Below are 25,867 nucleotides of genomic sequence, written 5' to 3' on the forward strand. Positions count from 1 at the left end.
CCCGGTGCTCCAGGACCATGCGAACGGCACGCTCGCGCACTTCTGGTGAAAACTGGTTCGACTTCTTGCTCATGGCTCTATCCTCTCAGGGAAAAGAGCCTCCTCAAAACCCGGGGCGGTTCACGAAAGGCTGGGCTGCCGGAATTGAGGCATTGACCTGAGCGACGACCTGTCTAAGTTGGGCTTGAAGTGCTACGAGTGTTTCGTGCATGCGATGTTCCTCCTTGAAATGATTCTCGCAGACCAGTTCTCACGAGTGTTTCAAGGTCGAAATTCCGCAAGGGTGTGCGGAAGGAGAAGTGTTCCCGATCAAGCACAAGGAGTTTCTCTCCTGGCCCCTCTGTTGGGTTGAAAGTGTGCGTATTCTCAGTGTCGCACCTCATCAAAACTCGCCGCCATCGCCTCGCGATGCTCCAAGTCCACCGCCGCCTCGGCCAGCGGGTCTTGACCCTGCTTCCACGCGTCCTGCGCGTCCAGTCGGTCCAGCGCCAGCACCAGGGCGTGGTTGAGTTCGTAGGCGCCCCAGGCCAGGCCGCGCTGGCGCAGTGCCGCCTGCAGGGCGGCCTGCAGCAGCATGCGCACCAGGCGGTGCGGGCCGGAGAACGGCACTTCGTCCACGCGGCCGGCCGCGGCGTCGGCGCAGGCGCGCCGGTCGTGCGAGGCGTGACCCCGGCACGACAGCGGCCGCGCGCGGTGGATCAGGCACACGCCTTGGACCACGAAGGCGCAGCGCCGGCGGGCGGCCACGCGGGCGGTTTCGTCCAGACCGCGGGTGGCGGCGTCGGCTTCGCGCACGGCGGCGATGAGGTCGATGCCGTGGCGCTGCAGGGCGGGCGCGGTGGCGCGCAGGTAGTCGGCCAGCACGAACACCTCGGGCGCGAGCGCGGTCACGCGCAAGGTGCAGCAGCTGGCGCAGCCCTTGGCGCAATCCACCGGCGGCTGGCCCTCGCACTGGATCGCGACGTTGCCCTCGAAGCTGTCCCAGGCCTGCAGCAGCGCGGTCTCGGCGCCGGCCGTGGCCAGCGTGTGTTCAAAGGCGGCGCGCTGTTCGCGGAAGAAGGCTTCGGCGCTGTGTTCGGCCGCATCGCTCATGGTCTCGGACTCCGGGGTTCAGGTGGTGGTCACTTTGCAAATCCCATGCCCACCCCGGGCCGTCAGAAGCACTCGTTTTCCAGCTGGTCCAGCCAGTCCAGGCCGAGTGCGTCGTCGCGGTCCTCGAACAGCTCGCGGATCTGGTTGACGAAGCTGGCGAGCAGCAGCAGGTCGTCGCAGCGCATGCCCTGGGTGGCGTTGCGGCGGTTGAAGAAGTAGGTCCAGAACGGGTCGTCCAGGCCGGCGGTGTGCTCGGCGATGCGGGCGAGCATGCGGCTGGACTGGCCGTCGAAGTCGATGCCCTTGAAGCTGCGGTAGCGGTCGGTGTGCTGGGTTTGTGCGGTGGACATGCTGGGGGTTCCCGTGAAGCAGGCGATGCCGGCAGTCTGTGCCGGGCGGCGGCGCCTGTCCGTCGGCTGGCCGACGTTTGCCACGGGAGGGCGTGTTTTTTTCAGCGCGAGCACCAGGCCTGCAGGCGGGGCATGTCGTTGATGAGCAGCTCGCGCCGGCCCTGGCGGCTGACGATGCCTTCGCGCTGCAGTTCGTTGAGCGCGGTCGAAATGGTCTGCCGCGTGGTGCCCAGCAGCAGGGCGATCTCGGTCACGGTGAACTGCAGTGGCACGACCCACACCGCCGTGTCCGCGCCCTGGTGGCGCCGCGCCACGGCGATGAGGAAATGCGACAGGCGCTGGTTGGCGTCGCGGAACACCAGTGTCTCCACCAGGTCGACGGTGTGGTGGAGCAACCGGCCCAGCACCCGCATGACCGAGCCCATGGCGCTGGGCACTTCCATGAGGAAGCGGGAGAACGCGCGCGTGCCCATGACCAGCAGCTCGCCGGATTCGACGGCCATGACCCAGGCGGGGGTGTGCGTGGTGTAGACGTCGCCCGGGTGGAGAAAGGCGAGCGTGAGCTCGCGCTGCTCGCTGCTCAGGTAGACCCGCACCCGGCCGCTGCGCACGATGAAGATCAGGTTGTCGGCCTGACCGGGGCCGCTGACGAGCTGTCCCCTGCGCAGCGGGCGGCGGTCGAACGCCGCCAGAAGACGGCTGCCGTCGGGACTCTCCAGCCACTGGAGCAGGCCGTCCGGTGCCGGCGCGACGCTCATGCGGTCACGGGTGTGTCCAGCACCGCTTTCAAATTCAGCGTCATGTTGTTCTTGGTCGCGTCGGCGTAGGGGCAGATGCCCTTGGCGCGTTCCATCAGGTTGTCGGCCGTGGCCTGGTCCAGCGGGCCGGCGAGCGTGGCCGTGAGGCTCAGCGCCATGCGGTAGGCGCCTTCGAAGTTGACGTACATCGACAGCGTGCCCTCGACGTAGCAGCCGCGCAGCGGCAGTTTGTCGGCCTTGGCGATGTGGCGGATCGAGTGTTCGAAGCAGGCGGCGAACGCGCCGGCGAACAGCATCTCGGGGTTGGGCCCTTCGCCGCTGCCGCCCATCTGCTTGGGCACGGCGAGCTTGAGCTTGAAGCTGCCGTCGTCGCTCTGGACCTGGCCGCCGCGACCGCCCTGGGTGAGCATGGTGGTGGAGTAGACGAGGTCCATGGCTACACCCTCTTGCCTTTCAACAGCTTGGCCTGGTCGGACGCGCTGTAGTGGTTGAAGTGGCCCTGCGCGTGGGCCACGCGGCGGTGGGCCATGCGGATGGCTTCGATCTTGCCGGCCGGGGCGATGCGCGAGACGCATTTCTCCAGTTCGGTGCTGGCGCAGTGCGGGCAGGTCGGGACGGTGCTGGATCGCACCAGCAGCTCGAACTCGGTGTGGCAGGCTTTGCAGTGGTAGTCAAACAGCGGCATGGTGGCCTCCGGTGTGGCAGGAGCGGGTGGGGGAGCTGCAGCCTTCGAGCGAGGTCGGGCGCTGCGCCGAAGGCTCCAGCCCGATCCAGGCGGTCACGGCGGCGGTGTCGAACCCGACGTGGTGGCTGCCGTCGGCGGTGTTCTGCATCAGCGGGCGGCGGATCAGCAGCGGCTCGGCCATCAGCAGCGCCATTGCGGCGTCGGCGTCCAGCGCTTCGGGCACCACTTCACCGCTCTTGATGCGCGGTGCCGCGCGGTTGAACCAGTCGGCCACCGGCAGCGTCGACAGGAAGGCCAGCAGCTTCTCGCGCGTCCAGTGCGCGGTCAGCAGGTTGCGCCGCTCCAGCGTGTGGCCGGCGGCCTGCAGCGTGGCGCGCTGGCGGGCGTTGCCGCCGCAGCCGGGCTTTTCGTAGAAGACGAGGTGGGTCATGGCGTGGTCTCCGGTGAAGGCGTGCGCGCCCGGGTGGCGGCGCGCAGCAGTTGCAGGCAGTCGAGGCTGGCGGCCATGTCCAGCGCGCTGAAGTCGTCCTGGGTGACGAGCCGCGGGTTGGCGCCCAGCGACAGCAGGGTGGCGACCATGCCGGCCTTGCCGCTGGAGGCGGCGTACATCAGCGCGGTGGCGCCGGTGAAGTTGGTGTGGTCGAGCGGCACGCCGTGTGCGGCGAGGGTGCGGATGGCTTCGGGCTCGCCGTGCACGCAGGCCAGCCAGAGCGCGTTGTTGCCGTCGCCGTTGACGGCGTCCAGCGGCACCTTCAGAGCCAGCAGCTGGTCGAGCATGTCGCGCTGGCCACGCCAGGCGGCGTGCATCAGCGGCGTGTTGCCGTGCACGCCCGGTGTGTCGGGGCGAGCAGGGTCGAAGCCCTGGCTCTGCAGCCAGTCGGCCAGGGCCGGCGGCAGCACCACGCCCGAGGGCGATGGCCCCCAGTCGGCCAGCGAGAGCGGGCCGCGTTGTTCGGGGCGCAGGCCGAGCGCGGCCCAGCCGCCGACCAGATCGGCCACGTCGACGAAACCGAAGTCGCTGAACATGCCGGCCCAGGTCTGGCTCGCGTGGCCGTGGTGGCAGTAGATGAACACCGGCCGGCGGCGCGGTGTGGTGGTCAGCAGGGTTTCGTGGTTGTCGCGGTGCAGGCGCAGGCTGCCGTCCAGGTGCGCGGCCAGGTGGTGCGCCGCCTCGCGCGCGTCGAGCACCAGGGCATCGGGTCGCTCGCTCAGCCAGGCGTGGGCCTGGGCGGTGGTCAGTCGGGTCCAGCGGGGATCGCTCATGGGGGGCTCCGGTGCGGGTGGGCCAGCTGGGCCAGATGCGCATACGGCGCCGCGGTGCCGATGCGGTCGTCGCTCAGCGGGGCGCCGATGGTGAAGTGGTAGACCGACTGCAGCGCGGCGCTGGCGGCCGGTTCCGGCAGGCCGAGCAGCTGGTGCAGGGCGTCGTCGAAGAAGCAGCCGATGCCGGTGCCGCGCAGGCCGGCGGCCTCGGCTTCGAGGTACAGCACCTGGCCGATCAGGCCGGCTTCCTGCAGCCGGTCGCGGTAGCCGGCGCCTTCGTTCAACGGCTGGAATTCGGCCAGCAGGGCAAACGCCATCACCGCGTCCGAGCCCAGGGCCTGGTGGCAATTGAGCGTGCGCAGCGTGCCGGCGAGCGCGGGGTTGTCGGCCAGGTGCAGCAGCGGCGCGTCGGCCGGTGCGTCCGGCACCGGCCGCATGTCCAGCGCCGCGGGCAACTGCTGGCGCAGCAGACGGAGCCCTGCGTCGCTGCGTGGCAGCAGGTAGGCGCCGGGCGCGAGGCCGTCGACGCGGTGGGCGAACAGCAGCACATGCACCCGCGCCGGACCGGGCGCGGCGTCGAACGGCAGGCGCCCCGGATGCAGCGCCTGCAGCAGTGGCCAGAGCTGGTCGAGGGTTGCGCGGGCGCGGGGGTCGAAGCGCTGGGCGCTGCGGCGCTGGCGGATCAGGGTGGCGGTGTCGGCGGTGTGGCGGTGGTCGTTGAACGTGGCGACGCCGGCCGTGGTGGCCGCGACCGGGGTCGCGTGCAGACGCTGCGTGGCGCGGGTCACGGCGTCGATCACCGGCCAGCGGTACATCGGGAGGCGGTCCAGCCGGTTGGCCTGGCCCTGCCAGGTCGCCTGCGCGGTCCACGACCAGGGGGCGGTGTCGGCGGTGTGGTCGCTGCCGTGGGGCAACAGTTCGAACAGCGCGTCGGGTTCCTCGCGCTCGGCCGCGCCGAAGTCGGCGTCGCGGTCCAGGCCAAGCAGTTGCGCCAGTGCGGCGCTGTCGCAGGCCACCGGCCGCAGCCGCCAGCCGAGCAGGGCGGCGGCGTAACGCAGCGCACCCGCCGCGTGGCCGGCGTCGAGCTGGCAATAGCGGAAGGCGCGCTCGCCGTACTTCCAGGCCTCGCGCCAGGCGATGCTGCTCAGTGCGACGAAGGCGCGGGCGGGTGTGGCTTCCGGGGTGAAGGCGGCGCGCTGCTCCAGCGCGTGTTCGTGCGGCGCGTAGTGGTGCACACCGTCGGACAAACCCGACACACCGCGACACACCAGCCAGCCCTCGGTCGGGTGCAGGTTGCCGCTGGAGGGGTTGATGCGCACGGCCCAGCGGTCGGGGCCCTGCGTCTTCCAGGCCGCCAGTGCCAGACTCAGTTCGAACAGCAGGCCGGTGCTGCGCAGGTCCAGTGGCCGGGCCGCGACTCGTTCCGGCATGCCCAGGTCACACCACGCCACCGCCGGCGCCAGCGTGTCCAGCGGCAGCGCGGTCAGTGGCGCACCCGCGTAGCGGCGGAAGGGATCGGGCTGCGCGTCCCAGTCCAGCGTGTCCGGGCCGGCGGCGTAGCGCTCCAGCCGGTGTTTGCTGCGCTCGTGGTAGGCCTGCACGACGTCCAGTGCTTCAGCCATGGGCCACCTCCGCCAGCTGGTCGGCCAGCGCCAGCAAGCCGCTGGTCTGGTCGGTGATGGCGCGCACGGTCGCGGGCTGCAGCCGGCTGAGCCAGCGCCAGGGCAGGCGCGAGGCGCCGCAGCGCGCACCCGCCAGCATGCCCACCAGCGCGCCGGTGGTGTCGGCGTCGTCGCCCTGGTTGACCGTGGCGACCACGGCGTCTTCGAAATCCTCGTGTTCGCCCAGGTGGTGCAGCACGGTCTGCACCGTGTCGACGACGAAGGCGGTGGCGCGGCCGCGGTAGGGCGTGTGGCGGAACACGGGTTCTTCGTTCACCCAGCGGGCGATGCGCTCCTTCAGCCGGTCCTGGTCGTCGCCGGCCAGCAGGCCGCGCAGCAGCCGGCCCAGCCCGAGCGTGCCCGCGTCGGAGAGCCGGTGGTGGTGGGTCATGCGCGCCTGCGCGAGCGACAGGCGCTCGAAGGCGCGCAGGTCGCTCAGCGTGGCGAGCACGGCCGGCAGGTTGCGCATGGCGGCGCCGTTGCCGGCGTCGCCTTCGTTTTCGGGGGCGACCAGGCTGCCTTCGTGCATGAAACGCAGGATGCCACGGCGGCAGGTGTTGCCGCAATCGACCGGGCCGGCGCGCCACCAGGCGAGGTAGGCGTCGCCGATCGCGCGCAGCAGCGGATCTGGCTGGCCGTCGCGCAGCCGGGCGATGCCGTCCGCCCCGCACGACAGCAGCGCGTCGCCCAGCGCCAGGCTCATGGTGGTGTCGTCGGTGACCTGGCCGCGTGGCAGCTTGAGCCAGCCGCCGCCGACGATGTCGCGGTGCGTGCCATGCTGCAGCAGGATCTCGCGCGGACGCATGAACTCGACCGTGGCACCGAGCGCGTCGCCGATCGCCAGGCCGAGGTAGGCACCCAGGGCCTTGTCGAAGCGGGCGTGGAAGACGGGGGCGTGCGGGTCAGACATAACGCGCCACCACCTCGTAGTCGCCGCCGAGCGCGAGCACCTCCTGTTCGCCCTGCAGCACCTGGCCCGGCAGCAGGCCGGGGAACACCAGCACCTTGGCGGCGGGCACCTGCGCCTCGAACACCCAGTCGCCGAAGCAGCCGGCGTCGTCGGCCGAGAGGCTGAACGAGACCAGGCTGTTCAGGCGCACGGTGCAGTGGCGGCCGTGGCCGGGCGCCGGGCCGCCCCAAGCCCGGCCGCTCCCCTCGGGGGACGAAGCGCCTTTGGCGCTTCTGGGGGCCAACAGACTTCCGGCGACGAGCTGCTCGTCGCAGCGCGTGCTGCCGCGCCACAGGCGCAGGTATTTCGCGGGCGCGTGCCCCGGCACGCCGAAGCGCTGCAGCGCCCACTGGCAGAACTCGTACAGCAGGTCCAGCTGCTGGTGGATGTTGTTGTTGTGCAGGCGGCTGGAGGTCTTCTCTTCGAGGTAGGTGATCCAGCCCGGCGAGGGAAAACGTTCCAGCGGCTGCTTGTGGTGGATCGGCACCAGGCCGAAGCGGCTCTCGACCCAGCCCTTGAGCACGGCGCCGGCCGGGCCGCCGTTGTCCATGCCCCAGCCCTGCAGCAGCTTGCGCCAGCTGCTGCGCCAGCGCCGCCGCTCGGCAGGGTCGAGCGTGGCGGCCTCGTGCGCGGCCGGGGCGCGCAGGCCGAAGGCGATGTCCAGGTAGTGCACGAACACCTCCGCCGCGTCGTTCAGGCTGGCGCAGCGCGCCAGCAGGCCGAACAGGCCGGGGTGCGTCTCGCGCGTGCCGGCGATGGACAGCGGAACCGGGTGCGCATTGAACGCGGTGCCGGCCAGCACCCGGGACGGCACGCCGACCAGGTTGGTGCTGTACCAGCGGTGTGGCTGGACCGGTTCATCGTCCATCGGCGCCGGGGGATGGCAAGAGCCCGGACGGGCTCAGACCGGCCGGTTCTCGTTGACGTTGCGCACCGGGCCCATGAGCGCCAGGCCTTCGTCGTAGGTGATGGTGTCGAAGGTGACGTCGTACTTCAGCGCGGCGTCGGCCACGGCGTCGAGCTTGCCGGCGGTGTCCTTCTTCTTGAGGTCGCCCTTCTCCAGGTAGAGCAGTTCGAGCATCTCGTTGTAGACCGTGTTCTCCAGGATGGGCAGCACGTAGAACATGGCGCCTTTGTAGGGCACCTGGTACTTCTTGGAGATGTCCATGTTGTCGCAGAACAGGAAGTACTTGCCGCCCGCACTGAGCGTGTCGCCCAGCACCTCGGCCACGTCCTTGAGCGAGGCGAAGGACAGCAGCCAGCCGCAGAAGAACGGCAGCTGCGGCTCGCCCGCGCGGGCCACGGCCATGACCTGGTCGCACTTGAGTTCGGGCGGGCGCGCCTCGTCGGCCATCTTGTCGGCAAAGCGCAGCGCCAGTTCGCCACGGAAGCCGAAGCGGCCCTCGACGTGGGTCGGCGCCTTGAGCACCGGGTTGAGCATGCGGCCTTCTCTTTCGAGGCGGGCGAAAGCGGTGTCTTCGATGGCGGCGGGCGCGGTCAGCGTGGTCATGGCGGTTCCTGTGGTTGGGGAAGGGAAAGACTCAGCGCCGCTGTCTGCAATGAACGTACCAGCCCCGACCAACCCTCGCGCGCGCGAGAAGGCGCAGCAAACCCGACACAAGCGGCCGTGTGCTCCCCGACAGGCGTGCCGTTTGCGACGCCGCCGGCCCGCTTTGTCGGGTTCGGAACAAAGCCGAAACAGCGCTCACCAGCGCCGCGGAAATGGCGATTTCCCTCGGGAAAACAAGCACTTGGATGGTGTCGGCACACAGCGGCATGGGCATGGCACGGAAGCTGCGAAGGGGAGGCTGCGCGGACTCAAGTCCTGCCGATGCGTGATCCGATAACAAGAGCAATGGGCACGTCAGGCTGAACTGGTCGCGGTGTATCGCAACCTTGGTTTCAACCCCTTCATCACTGGAGTACTGACATGGCTAAGCTTCGTCAAATCGCCTTCTACGGCAAAGGTGGCATCGGCAAATCCACCACTTCGCAGAACACCCTCGCGGCCCTGGCCGAGATGGGCCAGAAGATCCTCATCGTCGGCTGCGACCCCAAAGCCGACTCGACCCGCCTGATCCTGCACGCCAAGGCCCAGGACACCATCCTCTCGCTGGCCGCCGAAGCCGGCTCGGTGGAGGACCTGGAGCTCGAGGACGTCATGAAGATCGGCTACCGCGACATCCGTTGCGTGGAATCCGGTGGTCCTGAGCCAGGCGTCGGCTGCGCCGGCCGCGGCGTGATCACCTCGATCAACTTCCTGGAAGAAAACGGCGCGTACGAAGGCGTGGACTACGTGTCCTACGACGTGCTGGGCGACGTGGTGTGCGGCGGTTTCGCCATGCCCATCCGCGAAAACAAGGCGCAGGAAATCTACATCGTGATGTCGGGCGAGATGATGGCCATGTACGCGGCCAACAACATCTCCAAGGGCATCCTGAAGTACGCCAACAGCGGCGGTGTGCGCCTGGGCGGCCTGGTCTGCAACGAGCGCCAGACCGACAAGGAACTGGAGCTGGCCGACTCGCTGGCCAAGATGCTGGGCTCGCGCCTGATCCACTTCGTGCCGCGCGACAACATCGTGCAGCACGCCGAGCTGCGCCGCATGACCGTGCTGGAGTACGCGCCCGAGTCCAAGCAGGCCCAGGAATACCGCACCCTGGCCCAGAAGGTCCACGGCAACGCCGGCAACGGCACCATCCCCACCCCCATCACGATGGACCAGCTGGAAGACCTGCTGATGGAGCACGGGATCATGAAGACCATCGACGAGTCCGAAGTCGGCAAGACCGCCGCCGAACTGGCCGCCTGATCGCCCCCTGAGCCGCATCCGGTGCGCCCTGGCGGCGCACCGGATCGCGGAACACCAGAGCCATCCACCATCCACTGGAGTTCCCCATGACCGCCACCGTTGAAGAGCGCAAGGCCGCCAACAAGGCCCTGATCGATGAAGTGCTCAAGGCCTATCCCGAAAAGATGGCCAAGCGCCGTGCCAAGCACCTGAACACGTACGAAGAAGGCAAGCCCGACTGCGGCGTGAAGTCCAACATCAAGTCCCTGCCGGGCGTGATGACGATCCGCGGCTGCGCCTACGCCGGCTCCAAGGGCGTGGTCTGGGGCCCCATCAAGGACATGATCCACATCTCCCACGGCCCCGTGGGATGCGGCCAGTACAGCTGGGCCGCCCGCCGCAACTACTACATCGGCATGACCGGTGTGGACACCTTCGTGACGATGCAGTTCACCTCCGATTTCCAGGAGAAGGACATCGTCTTCGGCGGCGACAAGAAGCTCGACAAGATCATCGACGAGATCCAGGAACTGTTCCCGCTGAACAAGGGCATCTCGATCCAGTCCGAATGCCCGATCGGCCTGATCGGCGACGACATCGAAGCGGTGTCGAAGAAGAAGAGCAAGGAATACGAAGGCAAGACCATCGTGCCCGTGCGCTGCGAAGGCTTCCGTGGCGTGAGCCAGTCGCTGGGCCACCACCTGGCCAACGACGCGATCCGTGACTGGGTGTTCGACAAGACCGACCCGAACAAGCGCCCCGACTTCGTCTCCACCCCGTACGACGTGGCCATCATCGGTGACTACAACATCGGTGGCGACGCCTGGAGCAGCCGCATCCTGCTCGAAGAGATGGGCCTGCGCGTGATCGCGCAGTGGTCCGGCGACGGCACGATCGCCGAGCTGGAAAACACCCCCAAGGCCAAGCTCAATGTGCTGCACTGCTACCGCTCGATGAACTACATCAGCCGGCACATGGAAGAGAAGTACGGCATCCCATGGTGCGAGTACAACTTCTTCGGCCCGACCCAGATCGAGAAGAGCCTGCGCGAGATCGCCAGCCACTTCGACGACGCCATCAAGGCCAAGACCGAAGAAGTGATCGCCAAGTACAAGCCGCTGATGCAGGCCGTCATCGACAAGTACAAGCCGCGTCTGCAGGGCAAGAAAGTGATGCTGTACGTGGGCGGTCTGCGTCCGCGCCACGTGATCGGCGCCTACGAGGACCTGGGCATGGAAGTGGTCGGCACCGGCTACGAGTTCGGCCACAACGACGACTACCAGCGCACCACGCACTACATCAAGGACAGCACGCTGATCTACGACGACGTGACCGGCTACGAGTTCGAGCACTTCGTCGACAAGATCAAGCCCGACCTGATCGGCTCCGGCATCAAGGAAAAGTACGTGTTCCAGAAGATGGGCGTGCCCTTCCGCCAGATGCACAGCTGGGACTACAGCGGCCCCTACCACGGCTACGACGGCTTCGCCATCTTCGCCCGCGACATGGACATGGCGATCAGCTCGCCGATCTGGAGCCTGACCAAGGCCCCCTGGAAGAACTGACCCCACCCCGTTTTCAAGGAGAGCGTCATGCCCCAATCAGCCGACAAGATCCTCGACCACGAACTGCTGTTCCGTGAGCCCGAGTACCAGGAACTGTTCAAGAACAAGAAGGAACAGTTCGAATACAACCACAGCGACGAGAAGATCGGCCAGGTCATCGAATGGACCAAGACCGAGGACTACAAGCAGAAGAACTTTGCCCGTGATTCGCTGACCGTGAACCCGGCCAAGGCCTGCCAGCCGCTGGGCGCCGTCTACGTCGCCAACGGTTTCCACAAGACCCTGAGCTTCGTGCACGGCTCGCAGGGCTGCGTCGCCTACTACCGCTCGCATTTCTCCCGCCACTTCAAGGAGCCGACCTCCTGCGTCAGCTCGTCGATGACGGAAGACGCGGCGGTGTTCGGTGGCCTGAACAACATGGTCGACGGCCTGGCCAACGCCTACAACCTGTACAAGCCCGACATGATCGCGGTCAGCACGACCTGCATGGCCGAGGTGATCGGTGACGACCTGAACGCCTTCATCAAGACGTCCAAGGAAAAAGGCTCGGTGCCCGCCGAGTTCGATGTGCCGTTTGCCCACACCCCGGCCTTCGTCGGCAGCCACATCACCGGCTACGACAACGCGCTGCTGGGCGTGCTGCAGCACTTCTGGGACGGCAAGGCCGGCACCGCCGAAAAGCTCGAGCGTGTGCCCGACGACAGCATCAACTTCATCGCCGGCTTCGACGGTTTCGTCGTCGGCAACATGAAGGAAATGCGCCGCATCTTCAGCCTGTTCGGCGTGAAGGTGAACGTGCTGTGCGACCCGTCGGGTTCGTGGAGCACCCCGACCGACGGCGAGTTCCGCATGTACGAAGGCGGCACCACCAAGGAAGAAGTGATCGCCGGCCTGCACGCCAAGGCGACCATTGTGTTCCAGGAGTACTGCTGCGAGAAGACCAGCAAGTACATCGCCGAGAAAGGCCAGGAAGTGGTCGTGCTCAACGCGCCCGTGGGCGTGGCCGGCACCGATCAGTTCCTGATGGCCATCAGCCGCCTGACCGGCAAGCCGATCCCGGCCGAGCTGGAACTCGAACGCGGCCTGCTGGTCGACGCCATGGCCGACAGCCAGGCCCACCTGCACGGCAAGCGCTATGCCCTGTATGGCGACCCGGACCAGATGATCGGTTACGCGCAGTTCCTGCTGGAGCTGGGCGCCGAACCGGCCCATGTGCTGGCCACCAACGGCACCGAAACCTGGGCCGCCAAGGTGCAGAAACTGTTCGACAGCTCGCCCTACGGTGCCGGCTGCAAGGTCTACCCCAAGCGCGACCTGTGGCACATGCGCAGCCTGCTGTTCACGGAGCCGGTGGACTTTCTGATCGGCAACACCTACGGCAAGTACCTGGAGCGCGACACCGGCACGCCGCTGGTGCGCATGGTGTTCCCGATCTTCGATCGCCACCACTACCACCGTTTCCCCACCTGGGGCTACGAGGGCGGCATGCGCGTGCTGGTGAACCTGCTGGACGAGTTCTTCGAGGCCCTGGATGCGAACACGATTGTTCCGGGCAAGACGGACTACTCGTACGACATCATCCGGTAACTGGGTCCCCCCCGCGCCGCGCTGCGCGCGTCACCCCCCAGGGGGCGCCGCTGGCGGCCCGGCAAAGCCGGTTCCGCGGCGGCCTGGATTGGGCTCCCCTTGCTCACCCAGGTCGCTGCGGCCCCGGACATCTCTTTCAGTGAGGGTCTTATGGCCAATGTGACTTTCAGTTCGCCGCGCATGAAGAAGGACCTGACGGTCTATGCGGTGGCGGGCGATACGCGGACTTTGCTGGCGGTGGCGAAGGCGAACAATGTGCCGCTGGACTTCGAGTGCGAGAACGGCGAGTGCGGTTCCTGCCAGCTCAAGGTGACGGTGCTGTCGGACAAGACGCCGATCGGTGTCGCTCTGACCGAGAAGGAAAAAACGGTGCTGCGCTTCGCCGGCAAGATCACGCAGCAGCAGATCGAAGACGCCGAGACGAAAGACCTGCCGCCGCCGTGGCGACTGGCCTGCCAGTTCGTGGTGCGCAGCGAAGACATCCTGGTGGAGTTCTGAACATGATGAATGTCGCCCCCCCGGAAGCTTCGTTTCCTGCCCCCCAAGGGGGCGCGGACGCCTTGGGAGCGGCCCGGCGCCGTCCGTACGCCACCCTCGTCAAGACCACGCAGGACGGCCGCCTGGTCGAGGTGATCGACGGCTGGGTGTGCCTCGCTGGGCTCAAGGAAGCCGACACGCTGGTGCCGCTGATCGAGCACCCGAACCGCCAGGCGATCCTGGCGGCGGTGCCGGGCGCCACGCACATGGCGGGCCGGCTGCCGCTGACCCACGAAGAAGCCGCGATCGCGCAGGGCGCGATGACGGCCGAGCAGCGGACCATCGACACCAGCCCGATGGCGATCGCGCAGCGGCTGCGCCGCGCGATGTGGGCCAAGGCCGTCGCCGAAGGCGTGGAGTGATCGGGGCGCCATGATCTATGTCGTCGAATGTCCCCCCGAAGGTGAACCGGCCGCCTGGTTCGCCTACCACCTGGCCGACCTGTCGCGCAAGATCGCGGCCGACGATGCCTGCGAAGCCTGGGAACTGTTCGACGAGGTGACGCCGCGCGCCCTGCTGGACGCGCTGGGGCATGAGCAGGTCGACGCCGAGGCCCGCGCCGCGTTCCCGTCGGTCTGCGCGCTGGGTGACCAGTTCGGCTGGAACACCACGCTCTACCGCGCCGACCACCTGCTGGGGCGCGGTGTGCTCAGTCCCGATCCGGTGGACGAACGCGCGGCACTGCTGGCGGCGCTGGCGGCGCGGCCGGGCGAGCGCCGTGTCTACTGGTCCGACAGCGAAGCGGTGCTGGCCACCGAAGGTGCCGACACCTGGCTCTGCGACGCCACGCGCTGGCGCGCCCGCCACGCCCTGCACCAGCAATTGCTGTCGCTCGAAGTGCTGGCCGACAACCTCTGAAGGAACGCCCATGCTGCACCGCATGCAGTGCGACATCGTGCGGATCGCGGGTGAAACGATCCTGAAGCTGCTGGCGGAGCTGCAGAGCGAGGACGAGCTGTTCGCCAGCGAGGCCACGCTGCACGTGGTCGAGTCGCAGCTGCTGGTGATGTCGCAGACCCTGGCGCACCTGGCGCCCGAGCTGCACCAGCGGCTCCACCGCATCGACTGGCAGGGCTGGGGACAGCTGCACCACCTGCTGGAGTCGGGCGGACAGCCGCGCCGCGAAGCTGTCTGGTACGGCGTGCGCGCGCTGGTGCCGGCGACGCTGGAACTGATCTCCGATCTGCGCAAACGCGAACCGCTCTGGTTTGGCCTGGACTATTGAAGAAAGCACACCATGAACTCCGTTGAAGAATTTCTTGTTCACGCCATTCGCCTTGAACAAGAAGCGGCGCTGCGTTTCGGCCAGCTGGCCGACGCGATGCTCACCCAGGGCAACCGCGAAGTGGGGCGCCTGTTCCGCCAGCTGGCGGACTATTCGAAGCTGCACCTGGCCGACGCACGCGAACGCGCCGGCTACCGCGATCTGCCGCCGCTGCGCCCGGAGGACTACAGCTGGCCGGACATCGAGAGCCCGGAAGCCGCGGCGATCTGGGCGGCCGACCCGATGCTGGGCCGCGAGCAGGCGCTGGAGGTCGCGCTCGAGGCCGAACAGGCCGGGATGGACTACTACAGCAATGTCATGAAGAGCACCATCGACCCCGAGCTGCGCGCCCTGGCCAAGGAGTTCGCCGACGAGGAGGCCGGGCATGTGGCCGAGCTCAAGCGCTGGATTGAACTGCACCGGGAAGGCAAGCCGCTGCCTTCCGATGTCTGATCTCCCACGACCCGTCGCAAACCATCCGTCGCGATTGCTTCAAACCCTTCACTGAAGTCCCCTGACAGCGCCGAAAACCCCGTCTGAAGGCCTGGCATCAAACCTGCAAAGGGCGAGTACCCCACGTTGACAGGAGCTCGCCATGTCGGTATCGCTGAAGGCCAAGATCGCTGAAGTGTTCGAAGAGCCCGGCTGCGACGTCAACCAGGGCAAGAGCGAGAAGGAACGCAAGAAGGGCTGCACCAAGCAGCTCTCGCCCGGCGCGGCGGCCGGTGGCTGCGCCTTCGACGGCGCCAAGATCGCGCTGCAGCCGGTGGCCGACGTGGCCCACCTGGTGCACGGCCCGATCGCCTGCGAAGGCAACAGCTGGGACAACCGCCACAGCGCCTCCTCGCACTCCAAGATCTACCGTACCGGCTTCACCACCGACATCAGCGAGCTCGACGTGATCTACGGCGGAGAGAAGCGCCTGTTCAAGTCGATCCGCGAAATCATCGAAAAGTACGACCCTCCGGCGGTCTTCGTCTACCAGACCTGCGTCACCGCACTGACCGGCGACGACATCGAAGCCGTGTGCCAGCGCGCGGCCGAGAAGTTCGGCAAGCCGGTGATCCCGGTCAACGCGCCGGGTTTTGCCGGCCCCAAGAACCTGGGCAACAAGCTGGGCGCCGAGGCCATCCTGGACTACGTGATCGGCACGGTGGAACCCGAGTTCACCACGCCGTACGACATCAACATCATCGGCGAGTACAACCTGGTCGGCGAGCTCTGGCAGGTCAAGCCGCTGCTGGACGCGCTGGGCATCCGCGTGCTTTCCTGCATCAGCGGCGACGGCAAGTACCACGAGATCGCCAGCGCCCACCGCGCCAAGGTCAACATGATGGTCTGCAGCAAGTCGATGATCAACATCGCGACCAAGATGCAGCAGCGCTACGGCATCCCGTACTTCGAGGGCTCGTTCTACGGCATCAGCGACATGAGCGAGACGCTGCGCGAGATCGCCAGGCTGCTGGTGCAGCAGGGCGCCGACGCCGAACTGATGGAGCGCACCGAGCGCCTGATCGAGGTCGAAGAGGCGCGGGCCTTCAAGCGCATCGCCGAATACAAGGCGCGCCTGACCGGCAAGCGCGTGCTGCTGATCACCGGTGGCGTGAAGTCCTGGTCGGTGGTCGCGGCGCTGCAGGAAGGCGGCATGGAAATCGTCGGCACCAGCGTCAAGAAGAGCACGAAAGAGGACAAGGAAAAGCTCAAGGAGATCATGGGCGAGGGCGCCGACGCCCACATGATCGACGACATGACGCCGCGCGAGATGTACGCGATGCTCAAGGACGCCCGCGCCGACTTCATGCTCAGCGGCGGTCGCTCGCAGTTCGTGGCGCTCAAGGCGCGCATGCCCTGGCTGGACATCAACCAGGAACGCCACCACGCCTACGCGGGCTACGAAGGCATGGTGGAACTCGTGCACCAGATCGACCGCGCGCTGTCCAACCCGGTCTGGCAGCGCGTGCGCATCGCCGCGCCCTGGGGCGACGATGGCGAGACGCTGCCGCTGGTGGACCAGACGGCGCACCTCAGTGCCGTGGCCGCGAAGGCCATGGGGCTGGAGCCCGAAGAAGTCCCCGTCTGAGCGAACCGCACGGAGCACCCCATGGCCAGCGTCGTCGAATCGAAAAAAGCCTGCACCGTCAACCCGCTCAAGATGAGCCAGCCGCTGGGCGCGAGCATGGCCTTCCTCGGGCTGGACAGCTGCATGCCGGTGATGCACGGCTCGCAGGGCTGCACCTCGTTTGGTCTGGTGCTGCTGGTGCGGCACTTCAAGGAAGCGATTCCGCTGCAGACCACGGCGATGAACGAGGTCACCACCATCCTCGGTGGCTACGAGAACATCGAGGCGGCGCTGCTGAACATCCGCAAGCGCGCAGCGCCCCGGCTGATCGCGATCTGCTCGACCGGCCTGACCGAGACCAAGGGCGACGACGTGAACGGCTTCCTCGCGCTGGCGCGCCAGAAACACCCGGAGCTGGCCGACACCGAGATCATCTACGTCTCGACGCCCGACTACGTCGGCGCCTTTGAGGACGGTTTCAAGCACGCGATCACCGGCATCGTGAAGTCGCTGGTGAAGCCGCTGCCGCTGGTGCACGACCAGGTCACGCTGCTGCCGGGCAGCCACCTGTCGCCCGGCGACATCGACGAACTGCGCGAGACCATCGAGGCCTTCGGCCTGAAGGCCATCGTGCTGCCGGACATCTCGGGTTCGCTGGACGGCCACATCCCGCCCGACTGGCGCGGCACCACGCTGGGCGGCACCTCGCTCGAAGAGATCCGTGCGGCCGGCGCCTCGTCGTGGACCATCGGCGTCGGCGAGCAGACCCGCGAAGGCGCCGAGGCGCTGCGGGCGATCAGCGGCGCGCCCTGCGAGATCTTCGAGCGCCTGACCGGCATCGAGGCCAACGACCACTTCCTGATGCGGCTGTCGCAGCACAGCGGCCGCCCGGTGCCGGCCAAGTACCGCCGCCAGCGCAGCCAGCTGCTGGACGCCATGCTCGACGGCCACTTCCACACCGGCGGCATCAAGGTCGCCATCGGCGCCGAGCCCGACCTGCTGCTGGCGATCGGCGCGCTGCTGCACGAGATGGGCGCCGAGCTGAGCTGCTGCATCAGCACCACGCCGTCGGCCGCGCACGCGCTGCTGCCCGCCGAGAAGGTGCTGCTCGGTGACCTCGAAGACCTGGAAACCGGCGCGCAAGACTGCGACCTGATCGTCACTCACGCGCACGGCCGCCAGGCCGCCGAACGCCTGGGCAAGCCGCTGCTGCGCATGGGCTTTCCGGTGTTCGACCGGGTGGGCAATGCGCACCGCGTGCAGGTCGGCTACCGCGGGACCATGAACCTGATCTTCGAGATCGCCAACCTGATGATCGAGCAGATCCCGCACCACCACGCGGGCGACTGGCCGCTCACGCCGGAAGCCCGCCGAGCCGCCACCGCCCGTGGTGGCGTCTCCAGCGCCATCCCCCCCAACCCGCTGGCCGAGGCCAGCGCCTGAACCACCCGCCACCAGGAGTCCACCATGAAGATCGCCTTCGCCACCCAGGACAAGGAGAGCGTCAACGCGCACTTCGGCTGGGCCAAGCACATCCTGGTCTACGAGATGACGCCCGAGGGCCACCGCTTCGTGCAGAGCTTCGACTTCGGCGACAAGCTGCAGGAAGACGGCGACGAGGACAAGCTCGCGCCCAAGCTCGACGCCATCCACGACTGCGCGATCCTGTACGTCGCGGCCATCGGCGGTTCGGGCGCTGCGCGCGTGGTCGCCTCCAAGATCCACCCGATCAAGGTGCCGCAGCCGGAGTCGATCGCCGAGATCCTGGAAAAACTGCTGGTGGTGCTCAAGGGCACACCGCCCCCATGGCTGCGCAAGGCCTTGCAAAAGGACGCAGCCCCTTCCTTTGACTTTGAAGACGACGAGGTGACCCATGGCTGAAGCCGCCACCCTGGAAACGACTCCCGCCAGCGACGAGGCCATGTTGGCCACGCCGTTCATCCAGCAACTGATCAAGCAGATGCGCGCCCAGGACACCCACGGGACCTGGGAGAACAAGAGCGACCTGCAGCTGCTCAAGCCCTTCATCCACACGGCCGAAGAACGGCGCGCGATCCCCATCATGGGCGACCCCGATCCCGAGACGCTGTGGCACCTGGAGATCTTCTACAACGCCATCGCGGTGGCGATCGAGCGCGAGACCGGCCAGATGGTCTCGCCCATGATGAAGATGAGCCACGAAGGCTTCGGCCGCATGGTGCTGATCGCCGGCCGCCTGATCGTGGTCAACAAGCAGCTGCGCGACGTGCACCGCTTCGGCTTCCCCTCGCTGGCCAAGCTGGCCGACGCGGGCGGCAAGTTCCTGACCGAAGCCGTGACCATGATCCGCACCTACCCCGACGTCGCGAACTACGGCGCCTGAACGGAGAACCCCATGAGCGAGACCGCCGACGAACTCAAGCAACGCCTGAAGAAGCTCAACGCCCAGGCGACACAGGCCAAGATGGACCTGCACGACCTGTCCGAAGAGCTGCCCACCAACTGGGAAAACATCCTGTCGGTCGCGCAGCGCTGCCACGACACCCACGCCGCGCTGATGGAAGCCCGAAGAGCTTCTGCCGCCGCCTGATCGAGGAGCCCCACCATGAGCGCTTTTTCCGTCACCCTGCCCAGCGGCGCGACCTGGACGCCGACCTTTGTCGCCTCGCTGGACGAAGAGAAGTGCATCGGCTGCGGCCGCTGCTTCAAGGTCTGCCCGCGCGGTGTGCTGGAGCTGGTCGGCCTGAACGACGAGGGCGAACGCATCAGCGTCGACCTCGACGGCGATGACGACGACGAGTACGAAATGAAGGTCATGACGATCGCGCACCAGGAGCTGTGCATCGGCTGCACCGCCTGCTCGCGCATCTGCCCCAAGAAGTGCTACACGCACGCCCCGGCCAACGCCTGAGGAGCCCGCCATGCTGCAGCCGGTCGCCCCCCGCCTGGACTGGGCCGCGCTCGAAGGGCGCATGCGCGCGCGCAACGACGAGATCGACGACCTGATGGCGCTGCTGCTCGACCACGCCGACCGGGCGGCCGGCCCCAAGGCCGAGCTCTATCACGTGGCCTGGCAGATCGCCTGTGCGAGCCTGGGCGACCAGCACCTCTGGCAGGACCTGGGCCTGCCGTCGCGCGATGCGCTGACGCAGCTCATCGGGCGCTGGTTCCCGGCCCTGGCGGCGCGCAATGTCGACCACATGAAGTGGAAGAAGTTCTTCTACCGCCAGCTCTGCGAGCGGGCGGAGATCATGATCTGCAAGTCGCCCAGCTGCGCCGAGTGTCCGGATGTCGGGCTGTGTTTCGGGCCCGAGACCGCCTCACCCGTTCAGCGGGCCGAAGCGAAAGCTTGAGGCCGCCAGCGACCCGAAGAAATCGTCTTCGTGGTAGACGCAGGTGCCCTGTTCCGCGTGCGCCGCGCCGACGGCCACCATGAGCGGAATCAGGTGGTCTTCGCGCGCGTGCGCGGCGCGGGCCGACGGCGCGGTTTCCCATTCCAGCAGCAGCGCATCGCGTTCGTCCGGACCGGCGACGGTGAGCGCGTGCTGCAGCCAGGCATCGAAGGCGTGCGAAGGTGCGCGGCCGGCCGGGCCGAACATGCGCAGGTTGTGGTAACTGAGGCCGCTGCCGACGATCAGGATGCCTTCGTCGCGCAGCGGCGCCAGCAGCCGGCCCGCGGCCAGGTGCGCGGCCGGGTCGAAGTCGGCGCGGATCGACAGCTGAACCACCGGGATGCGCGCCTCTGGGTAGGTGGCCTGCAGGACCGAGAAGGTGCCGTGGTCGAAGCCGCGCTCCGGGTCCAGGCTGGCCTCGACCCCGCCACCCTGCAGCAGCGCCATCGCGCGCTGTGCCAGTTCGGGCGAGCCCGGCGCGCGGTAGTGGATCTGGTAGGTGTGGGCGGGGAAGCCGTAGTAGTCGTAGATCATGCCCGGCTGCGGCGATGACGACAGCGCGAAGGCCGGCGTCTCCCAGTGCGCGGTGACCACCAGGATGGCGCGCACCCGGCCTTCGGTTTCTTTGGCCATGGCCTGCAGCGAGGCTTGCAGCACCGCATAGCGCGAGCCGTTCTGCTCCCGCATCCAGGGCCAGGGGCCGCCGCCGTGCGAGACGTAATAGGTGGGTAGTCGGGACATGGTGCGGCTCCTTGAAACGATCCAGATGGGGTGAATGCCCGCCGCTTCAAGACGGTCAGGGGCTGACCCAGTCCTGCGTCTCGCCGCGCAGGGCGGCGCAGGCCTTGAGGGCGTCGGCTTCGGTGCGGTAGAGGTGCAGGTCGGGGCGCGGCCGCAGGTGGCCGGCGCCGCGCAAGGCATTTTCCACCGGCAGCTTGGTGCCGACCAGATGCAGTGCGACCTGCCGGACCGACAGCAGCGATTCAAGCCGGCCGAAGGCCTCGACCCCGGTGGCGTCGATCCAGTTGATCGGGTGCGCGATCAGCATCACGTGGCGCGTGCCGGGGTGGGCCGAGAGGTATTCGGTGACATTGCGCTCGATCGCATTGGCGGTCGCGAAGTCCAGCGCCGCGTCCATGCGCAGCGCGTACAGGTCGGGCGCCAGTGGCGGCAGCGACCACAGGTGCCGGTCGCGCAGGCTGCCGTCGCCGTGCAGGCCGACCTCGATGATGCGCGGGTGCAGGCGCAGGTAAAGGAAGTGCGAGAGCGACATCAGCACGCCGGCCAGCACACCCCAGTACAGCTGCGGCGCGGCCAGCAGCGTGATCACCACCGTCGCGGCCGCGATGCCCGCTTCCACCCGGCTCAGGCGCCAGAGCTTGAGGAACTCGCGCGGCTTGATCAGGCCCAGCACCGCGACCACCACGATCGCCGCCAGCACCGCGCGCGGCACATGGTGCAGCACCGGAATCAGGAACAGCAGCGCGGCCAGCACCACGCCGACCGAGAAAATCGTGGCCCAGCCGGTCTGCGCGCCCGCGTAGAGATTGAGGGCCGAACGCGAGAACGAGGAGCTGGTCGGGAACGCCCCGACCAGGGCCGACGACAGCTTGGCCAGGCCCTGGCCGATCAGGTCCTGGTCCTGGTCCCAGCGCTGACCCTTGCGGCCGTTGTCGACCTTGGCGCTGGAGGCGGTCTCCAGAAAACTCACCAGCGTGATTACCAGTGTCGGCACCGCCAGCTGACCGAGTGTCGACCAGCCGGGCCAGCCCGGCCAGTACAGCGAGGGCAGGCCCTGCGGCAGCGCGCCGATCACCTCGCCGCCGCTGGCGCGAAAGCCCAGCCAGACGCTCAGCCCGGCCGAGGCCAGCACGGCCACCAGCACGGTCGGAAAGGCCGGCTTCCAGCGCCGCGCCAGCGTCAGCAGCAGCACCGTGCCGACACCGAACAGCATCGACGGCCAGTGCCATTGCCGCTGTTCGAGCACGTGCGACCAGTCGCCCGCCAGCCCCAGCAAGGCCGGCAGCTGCGAACCGACGATCAGCAGCGCCGCGGCCTGGGTGAAGGCCATCAGCACCGGCGAGTTGACCAGGTTCAGCAGCCAGCCGAAGCGCGCGAACCCGAGCATGACCTGCAGCGCGCCGGTCAGCAGCGCCAGCCAGACCGCCAGTTCGACCCAGCGCTCGCTGCCCGGCATCGCCATGCCCGAGAGCGAGGCGCTGACCAGCATGGCCGTGAGGGCGGTCGGACCGACGGAGAGCCGTGCCGAGGCGCCGAACAGCACGGCGACCAGGGCCGGCAGCAGCGAGGCGTAGATGCCGGTCACCAGCGGCATGCCGGCCAGTCCCGCATAGGCCACCGCCTGCGGAATCAGCATCAGGCCCACCGTCAGCCCGGCGAGAAACTCGCCGCGCAGCAGCGCCGCGTCCGGGCGCGGCCAGGCAAGGAACGGGAACAGGCGGTGCAGGCTCGGCATGGTCCATTATTGGCGATCGCACCCGGAGGTCCTGACCCTCCGGCACGCAGGGGTCAACGCTGGGGCATGTCCTTGGCGCCGTAGCCCAGGCTCACCGTCGCGTCCTCGGGGATCGGCGGCAGGGTCGCGTTCCAGGCCTCCCAGCGCGCGCGCATGTCGGCCAGGCGCTGCGGTTCCCGCGGCGCGTGGTTGGCGCGCTCGCGCGCGTCGGCGGCGATGTTGAACAGGTACTCGTGGCCGTCGACCCTCAGGTACTTCCAGTCGCCCTCGCGCAGCGCGCGCTGGCCGCGGTGGTTCATGCGCCAGTGCATCGGTCGCTCGAAACGGTGCGAAGGATCGCGCAGCAACGCCGCCAGCGACACGCCGTCCAGCGGGTAGTCCGGGTGCGGCTGGCCCCCGCCCACGTCGAGCATGGTGGCCGACCAGTCCATGGTCAGGCAGTGTTGTCCGCTGACCGAGCCGGCCGGGACCACGGCCGGCCAGTGCGCGATCCAGGGCACGCGGATGCCGCCCTCGGTCAGGTCCATCTTGCCGCCCACCAGCGGCCAGTTGTCGGAAAAACGCTCGCCGCCGTTGTCGCTGGTGAAGACGATCAGCGTGTCGTCCAGCAGCCCTTCCTCGCGCAGCGCGGCGACCAGCCAGCCGATGCCTTCGTCCATGTGGTGGATCATCCGGCGGTAGGCCTCGACGCTGCCGCCGTGCAGGTGGAACAGGTTCTTCGCCACCTCGGGCGCCACGTGCGCGTCGTCGCGCGTTTCCCAGGGCCAGTGCGGCGCGGTGTAGTGCAGGCTGAGGAAAAACGGTGTGCCGCTGCGCGCTTCGGCGGCGCGCGCCCTCACATGCTCGACCGCCTTGTGCGAGAACACGTCGGTGAGGTAGCCGACCTCCTTGTGGGTGTCGTCGTTGATGTAGAGGTCGTGGTCGCCATTCGACGAGCAGTGGGTGAAGTAGTCCACGCCGCCGGCCATGATGCCGAAGAACTCCTCGTAGCCCGAGCGCAGCGGGCCGAAGTGCGGCGGGTAACCCAGGTGCCACTTGCCGACCAGCGCAGTGCGGTAGCCGGCGTCTTTCAGCCGCGAGGGCAGGGTGGGGATGTCGGGCGGCAGGCCCAGGGTGTCGCTCCCTTTGCTGCGGCTGTTGATGGGCTCTTCCAGCGCGCCGCGCAGGCGGTACTGCCAGCGCATGGTCGCCATCGCGAAGCGCGTGGGCGAACAGACCGGCGAGTTGCTGTAGCCCTCGGTCAGGCGCAGGCCGCCCGCGGCGAGCGCGTCGATGTGCGGCGACACGGGGCCGAAGCCGGCGGGCCGGCCGCCGTAGCAGCCGAGGTCGGCGTAGCCCAGGTCGTCGCTGACGATGTAGATGATGTTGGGGCGTTGCGTGGCCATGTCAGTCCGCCTTCATGCCGGTGCTGCGCACGATCTGGCCGTAGCGCGTGTTCAGGTCGGCCAGCCGCTTGGTCGCGGCCGCACCGGTCTGCCCTTCGAAGAACAGGTCCAGGCCTTTCATGCGTTCCTTGATGTCGGGGCGCTGCAGCGCGTCGACGATGCCCTTGGACAGGGTCTGCACCACCGCATCCGGCGTGGCGGCCGGCACCATCACCAGGTACAGCACCTCGGATTCGAGCGCCTTCAGCCCCAGCTCGGCCACGGTGGGCAGCTGCGGCGCCAGCTGAGAGCGGCGCGCGCTGGTCACGGCCAGCGCGGTGATCTTGCCGCTCTGCACGTGCGGCAGCATGCCCGGCGTGGCCAGGATGCCGCCGTCCACCTCGCCGCTGAGCACGGCGGTCACGGCCGGCGTGTTGCCGCGGTAGGGCACGTGCTGGGTCTTGACCGGTGTGCTGCTGGAGAGGATGGCCGCCGCCAGATGCCCCGGACTGCCGTTGCCGCCGGAGCTGAAGTTCAGCGGCTGCTGCCGGCCCTTGCTCATCAGGTCGCCGAAGGTCTTGATGCCGGTGGCCGGGTTCACGCCGATCAGCAGGCCCGACGAGGCCATGATCACCACCGGTTTCAGGTCGCCCGGCTTGAACGGCATCGACGGATAGAGGTGCGGGTTGATGGTGAAGGCGGTGTCGATGCCGAACAGCACCGTCTGTCCGTCCGGCGCCGCCTTGGCCACCTGCGCGGCGCCCAGGTTGCCGCCGGCGCCGGCCTTGTTCTCGACCACGAAGGGCTGCTTGAAGCCTTCCTGCAGCACGGCGGCGACCGAGCGTGCCAGCAGGTCCGACGGCCCGCCGGGCGGGAAGTTGTTGACGAAGGTGACGGGCTTGGCGGGCCAGGCGGGGGCCTGGGCGTGCGACGCGGCGAAGGGCGGAAGGGCCGTGCAGGCGAGCGCGGCCACGGCGTGGCGACGGAAGCGGTTCATGGTGGTCCGGAAGAAAAAAAGTCAGTCGAGTTGCACGCCGGTGGCCTTGATCGGGCCTTCCCAGCGCTTGAGGTCGGCGGCTTGCGCGGCGGCGAGTTCGGCCGGGGTCGATCCCACCGGCTCATAGCCCTGCTCGATCAGTTTGGCGCGCAGCGCGGGTGTGCGCACGGCCTTGGCGACCGCGCTGCTGATCATGTCGCGCACCTCGGGCTTGAGGCCGGCCGGGCCGTACATCGCGAACCAGGCGGTGGCGACCATGTCCACGCCCTGTTCCTGGAGCGTCGGCACCTCGGGCACCTGCGGGTCGCGCTTGCTGCCGGTCACGCCGAGGATGCGCACCTTGCCGGCGCGGTGCAGCTCGGCGGTCTCGGTCACGACGTCGAACTTGTAGTCGATGTGGCCGCCCAGCAGCGCGGTGTTGGCCGGGCCGCCGCCCTGGAACGGCACGTGGGTCAGCTCCGCGCCGGCCTTCTGGCCGAACATCACGCCCATGAAATGCGGCAGCGTGCCCTGGCCGGGCGTGCCGTAGGTGCCCTTGCCGGGTTCGGCCCTGGCGCGCGCGATCATGTCCTTCACGCTCCTGACCGGCACCCCGGCCCCGGCGACCACGCTGAACTGGAAATTCGCCAGCAGCGAGACCGGCGTGAAGTCGGTGACCGCGTCGTAGTCGAGCTTCTTGTAGACGTGCGGGAACAGCACCATCGGACCGCTGGGCAGCAGCACCACGGTCTGGCCGTCGGCCGGCGCCCGCTTGACCAGGCCCAGCGCGATGCGTCCGCCCGCACCGGGCTTGTTCTCCACGATCACCGACGAGAAGTCGTTCTTCAGGCCCTCGGCCATCAGCCGCGCGAGCAGGTCGGCCGAGCCGCCGGGCGGGAAGCCCACCACGATCTTCAGCGGTGGCTTGTCCTGCGCCATCGCGGTCAGGGGCAGGGCGGCGATGCAGGCCAGGGCGATGGCGCCGGCCAGGAAGGGGCGTTTTTGCATGGAATGTCTCCGTTGTGCGCGGGTGTTTCCCCGCTGCTGCCGCCCATGCTAGGGAGAGACAATCAATTGCAGAAATCAATCGTTCCCGGTGTTTTCCCTAGAGACACCAAG

At 68.2% G+C, this 25,867-nt stretch carries 31 protein-coding genes; 15 read left to right on the top strand and 16 right to left on the bottom strand.

The features are described 5' to 3' along the window. Nucleotides 1–366 precede the first annotated feature (366 nt). The 11 genes from ACS5NL_RS21685 to ACS5NL_RS21735 form a co-directional block, all read right to left on the bottom strand. Entirely contained in the window at nt 367–1,092 is a 726-nt protein-coding gene (locus ACS5NL_RS21685) for a YkgJ family cysteine cluster protein (protein ID WP_439356065.1), read from the bottom strand. A 62-nt stretch (nt 1,093–1,154) separates the two neighbouring features. Further along, on the bottom strand, nt 1,155–1,442 hold the full coding sequence (cowN, locus tag ACS5NL_RS21690) for a N(2)-fixation sustaining protein CowN (protein WP_439356067.1): 288 nt from the start codon (nt 1,440–1,442) through the stop codon (nt 1,155–1,157). Between the two features lie 101 nt (nt 1,443–1,543). Then, nucleotides 1,544–2,200, bottom strand: a complete 657-nt coding sequence (locus ACS5NL_RS21695; RefSeq protein ID WP_439356069.1) for a Crp/Fnr family transcriptional regulator — start codon at nt 2,198–2,200, stop codon at nt 1,544–1,546. Further along, a complete protein-coding gene (locus ACS5NL_RS21700) occupies nt 2,197–2,634 on the bottom strand; it encodes an Ohr family peroxiredoxin (RefSeq protein WP_439356070.1) in 438 nt (145 codons plus the stop codon). Before ACS5NL_RS21700 ends, ACS5NL_RS21695 begins: the two co-directional genes overlap by 4 nt. A 2-nt stretch (nt 2,635–2,636) precedes the next feature. Then, the gene (locus ACS5NL_RS21705; protein WP_439356071.1) at nt 2,637–2,885 is read right to left on the bottom strand and encodes an FmdB family zinc ribbon protein; all 249 of its coding nucleotides are present in this window, start codon (nt 2,883–2,885) and stop codon (nt 2,637–2,639) included. Further along, a complete protein-coding gene (locus tag ACS5NL_RS21710) occupies nt 2,872–3,315 on the bottom strand; it encodes a thioredoxin domain-containing protein (protein ID WP_439356072.1) in 444 nt (147 codons plus the stop codon). Before ACS5NL_RS21710 ends, ACS5NL_RS21705 begins: the two co-directional genes overlap by 14 nt. Then, complete coding sequence (locus tag ACS5NL_RS21715) at nt 3,312–4,148, bottom strand: ankyrin repeat domain-containing protein (RefSeq protein WP_439356073.1); 837 nt, start codon at nt 4,146–4,148, stop codon at nt 3,312–3,314. Before ACS5NL_RS21715 ends, ACS5NL_RS21710 begins: the two co-directional genes overlap by 4 nt. Further along, nucleotides 4,145–5,770, bottom strand: a complete 1,626-nt coding sequence (locus tag ACS5NL_RS21720) for a nitroreductase family protein (RefSeq protein ID WP_439356074.1) — start codon at nt 5,768–5,770, stop codon at nt 4,145–4,147. The genes ACS5NL_RS21715 and ACS5NL_RS21720 overlap by 4 nt, the downstream gene beginning before the upstream one ends. Then, a complete protein-coding gene (draG, locus tag ACS5NL_RS21725) occupies nt 5,763–6,719 on the bottom strand; it encodes an ADP-ribosyl-[dinitrogen reductase] hydrolase (protein ID WP_439356075.1) in 957 nt (318 codons plus the stop codon). Before draG ends, ACS5NL_RS21720 begins: the two co-directional genes overlap by 8 nt. Next, a complete protein-coding gene (locus tag ACS5NL_RS21730; protein WP_439356076.1) occupies nt 6,712–7,626 on the bottom strand; it encodes an NAD(+)--dinitrogen-reductase ADP-D-ribosyltransferase in 915 nt (304 codons plus the stop codon). Before ACS5NL_RS21730 ends, draG begins: the two co-directional genes overlap by 8 nt. Nucleotides 7,627–7,659: 33 nt before the next feature. Beyond that, entirely contained in the window at nt 7,660–8,268 is a 609-nt protein-coding gene (locus ACS5NL_RS21735; RefSeq protein ID WP_439356077.1) for a hypothetical protein, read from the bottom strand. Between the two features lie 420 nt (nt 8,269–8,688). Between ACS5NL_RS21735 and nifH the strand changes: the two genes are divergently transcribed. The 15 genes from nifH to ACS5NL_RS21810 all read left to right on the top strand — a co-directional run bounded on the left by nifH (nt 8,689) and on the right by ACS5NL_RS21810 (nt 19,893). Then, nucleotides 8,689–9,570 (top strand): nitrogenase iron protein, encoded by an 882-nt coding sequence (gene nifH / locus ACS5NL_RS21740; protein WP_411366240.1) that lies wholly within the window; start codon nt 8,689–8,691, stop codon nt 9,568–9,570. Nucleotides 9,571–9,656: 86 nt separating this feature from the next. Next, complete coding sequence (nifD, locus tag ACS5NL_RS21745; RefSeq protein ID WP_439356078.1) at nt 9,657–11,114, top strand: nitrogenase molybdenum-iron protein alpha chain; 1,458 nt, start codon at nt 9,657–9,659, stop codon at nt 11,112–11,114. A 27-nt stretch (nt 11,115–11,141) separates the two neighbouring features. Continuing rightward, complete coding sequence (gene nifK, locus ACS5NL_RS21750; protein WP_439356079.1) at nt 11,142–12,701, top strand: nitrogenase molybdenum-iron protein subunit beta; 1,560 nt, start codon at nt 11,142–11,144, stop codon at nt 12,699–12,701. Between the two features lie 150 nt (nt 12,702–12,851). After that, the gene (locus ACS5NL_RS21755) at nt 12,852–13,199 is read left to right on the top strand and encodes a 2Fe-2S iron-sulfur cluster-binding protein (RefSeq protein WP_439356080.1); all 348 of its coding nucleotides are present in this window, start codon (nt 12,852–12,854) and stop codon (nt 13,197–13,199) included. A 5-nt stretch (nt 13,200–13,204) separates the two neighbouring features. Then, on the top strand, nt 13,205–13,600 hold the full coding sequence (locus ACS5NL_RS21760) for a hypothetical protein (protein ID WP_439356081.1): 396 nt from the start codon (nt 13,205–13,207) through the stop codon (nt 13,598–13,600). A gap of 10 nt (nt 13,601–13,610) precedes the next feature. Then, nucleotides 13,611–14,096, top strand: coding sequence for a hypothetical protein (locus tag ACS5NL_RS21765; RefSeq protein WP_439356082.1), 486 nt, complete (start codon nt 13,611–13,613; stop codon nt 14,094–14,096). Nucleotides 14,097–14,106: 10 nt separating this feature from the next. After that, entirely contained in the window at nt 14,107–14,463 is a 357-nt protein-coding gene (locus tag ACS5NL_RS21770) for a hypothetical protein (protein WP_439356083.1), read from the top strand. Between the two features lie 12 nt (nt 14,464–14,475). Next, the gene (locus tag ACS5NL_RS21775; protein WP_439356085.1) at nt 14,476–14,955 is read left to right on the top strand and encodes a ferritin-like domain-containing protein; all 480 of its coding nucleotides are present in this window, start codon (nt 14,476–14,478) and stop codon (nt 14,953–14,955) included. Nucleotides 14,956–15,097: 142 nt separating this feature from the next. Beyond that, entirely contained in the window at nt 15,098–16,582 is a 1,485-nt protein-coding gene (nifE, locus tag ACS5NL_RS21780; protein ID WP_439356087.1) for a nitrogenase iron-molybdenum cofactor biosynthesis protein NifE, read from the top strand. Nucleotides 16,583–16,603: 21 nt separating this feature from the next. Further along, the gene (gene nifN / locus ACS5NL_RS21785; protein WP_439356089.1) at nt 16,604–18,004 is read left to right on the top strand and encodes a nitrogenase iron-molybdenum cofactor biosynthesis protein NifN; all 1,401 of its coding nucleotides are present in this window, start codon (nt 16,604–16,606) and stop codon (nt 18,002–18,004) included. Between the two features lie 24 nt (nt 18,005–18,028). Then, nucleotides 18,029–18,442 carry a nitrogen fixation protein NifX gene (gene nifX, locus ACS5NL_RS21790; RefSeq protein WP_439356091.1) on the top strand — a complete coding sequence of 138 codons (414 nt, stop codon included), beginning with the start codon at nt 18,029–18,031 and terminating at the stop codon, nt 18,440–18,442. Beyond that, the gene (locus tag ACS5NL_RS21795; RefSeq protein WP_439356093.1) at nt 18,435–18,923 is read left to right on the top strand and encodes a NifX-associated nitrogen fixation protein; all 489 of its coding nucleotides are present in this window, start codon (nt 18,435–18,437) and stop codon (nt 18,921–18,923) included. Before nifX ends, ACS5NL_RS21795 begins: the two co-directional genes overlap by 8 nt. Before the next feature lie 12 nt (nt 18,924–18,935). Continuing rightward, nucleotides 18,936–19,130 carry a CCE_0567 family metalloprotein gene (locus ACS5NL_RS21800; RefSeq protein ID WP_439356094.1) on the top strand — a complete coding sequence of 65 codons (195 nt, stop codon included), beginning with the start codon at nt 18,936–18,938 and terminating at the stop codon, nt 19,128–19,130. 15 nt (nt 19,131–19,145) lie between these two features. Then, on the top strand, nt 19,146–19,451 hold the full coding sequence (gene fdxB, locus ACS5NL_RS21805) for a ferredoxin III, nif-specific (RefSeq protein ID WP_439356096.1): 306 nt from the start codon (nt 19,146–19,148) through the stop codon (nt 19,449–19,451). Nucleotides 19,452–19,461: 10 nt separating this feature from the next. Next, nucleotides 19,462–19,893 carry a nitrogen fixation protein NifQ gene (locus tag ACS5NL_RS21810; protein ID WP_439356098.1) on the top strand — a complete coding sequence of 144 codons (432 nt, stop codon included), beginning with the start codon at nt 19,462–19,464 and terminating at the stop codon, nt 19,891–19,893. On the opposite strand, the gene ACS5NL_RS21815 is transcribed toward ACS5NL_RS21810, so the two are convergent. The 5 genes from ACS5NL_RS21815 to ACS5NL_RS21835 are packed head-to-tail and all read right to left on the bottom strand — an operon-like array spanning nt 19,861 to nt 25,756. Continuing rightward, nucleotides 19,861–20,673 (bottom strand): DODA-type extradiol aromatic ring-opening family dioxygenase, encoded by an 813-nt coding sequence (locus ACS5NL_RS21815; protein WP_439356100.1) that lies wholly within the window; start codon nt 20,671–20,673, stop codon nt 19,861–19,863. The two genes, ACS5NL_RS21810 and ACS5NL_RS21815, sit on opposite strands and share 33 nt — an antisense overlap. Before the next feature lie 55 nt (nt 20,674–20,728). Continuing rightward, on the bottom strand, nt 20,729–22,408 hold the full coding sequence (locus tag ACS5NL_RS21820) for a SulP family inorganic anion transporter (protein ID WP_439356102.1): 1,680 nt from the start codon (nt 22,406–22,408) through the stop codon (nt 20,729–20,731). Nucleotides 22,409–22,461: 53 nt separating this feature from the next. Then, a complete protein-coding gene (locus tag ACS5NL_RS21825) occupies nt 22,462–23,793 on the bottom strand; it encodes a sulfatase family protein (RefSeq protein WP_439356105.1) in 1,332 nt (443 codons plus the stop codon). A 1-nt stretch (nt 23,794) separates the two neighbouring features. After that, nucleotides 23,795–24,769, bottom strand: coding sequence for a Bug family tripartite tricarboxylate transporter substrate binding protein (locus ACS5NL_RS21830; protein ID WP_439356107.1), 975 nt, complete (start codon nt 24,767–24,769; stop codon nt 23,795–23,797). Nucleotides 24,770–24,790: 21 nt separating this feature from the next. Then, nucleotides 24,791–25,756 (bottom strand): Bug family tripartite tricarboxylate transporter substrate binding protein, encoded by a 966-nt coding sequence (locus tag ACS5NL_RS21835; protein ID WP_439356109.1) that lies wholly within the window; start codon nt 25,754–25,756, stop codon nt 24,791–24,793. Nucleotides 25,757–25,867 lie beyond the last annotated feature (111 nt).

The organism is Hydrogenophaga sedimenti (assembly GCF_051857515.1).
Lineage (GTDB): Bacteria > Pseudomonadota > Gammaproteobacteria > Burkholderiales > Burkholderiaceae_C > Hydrogenophaga.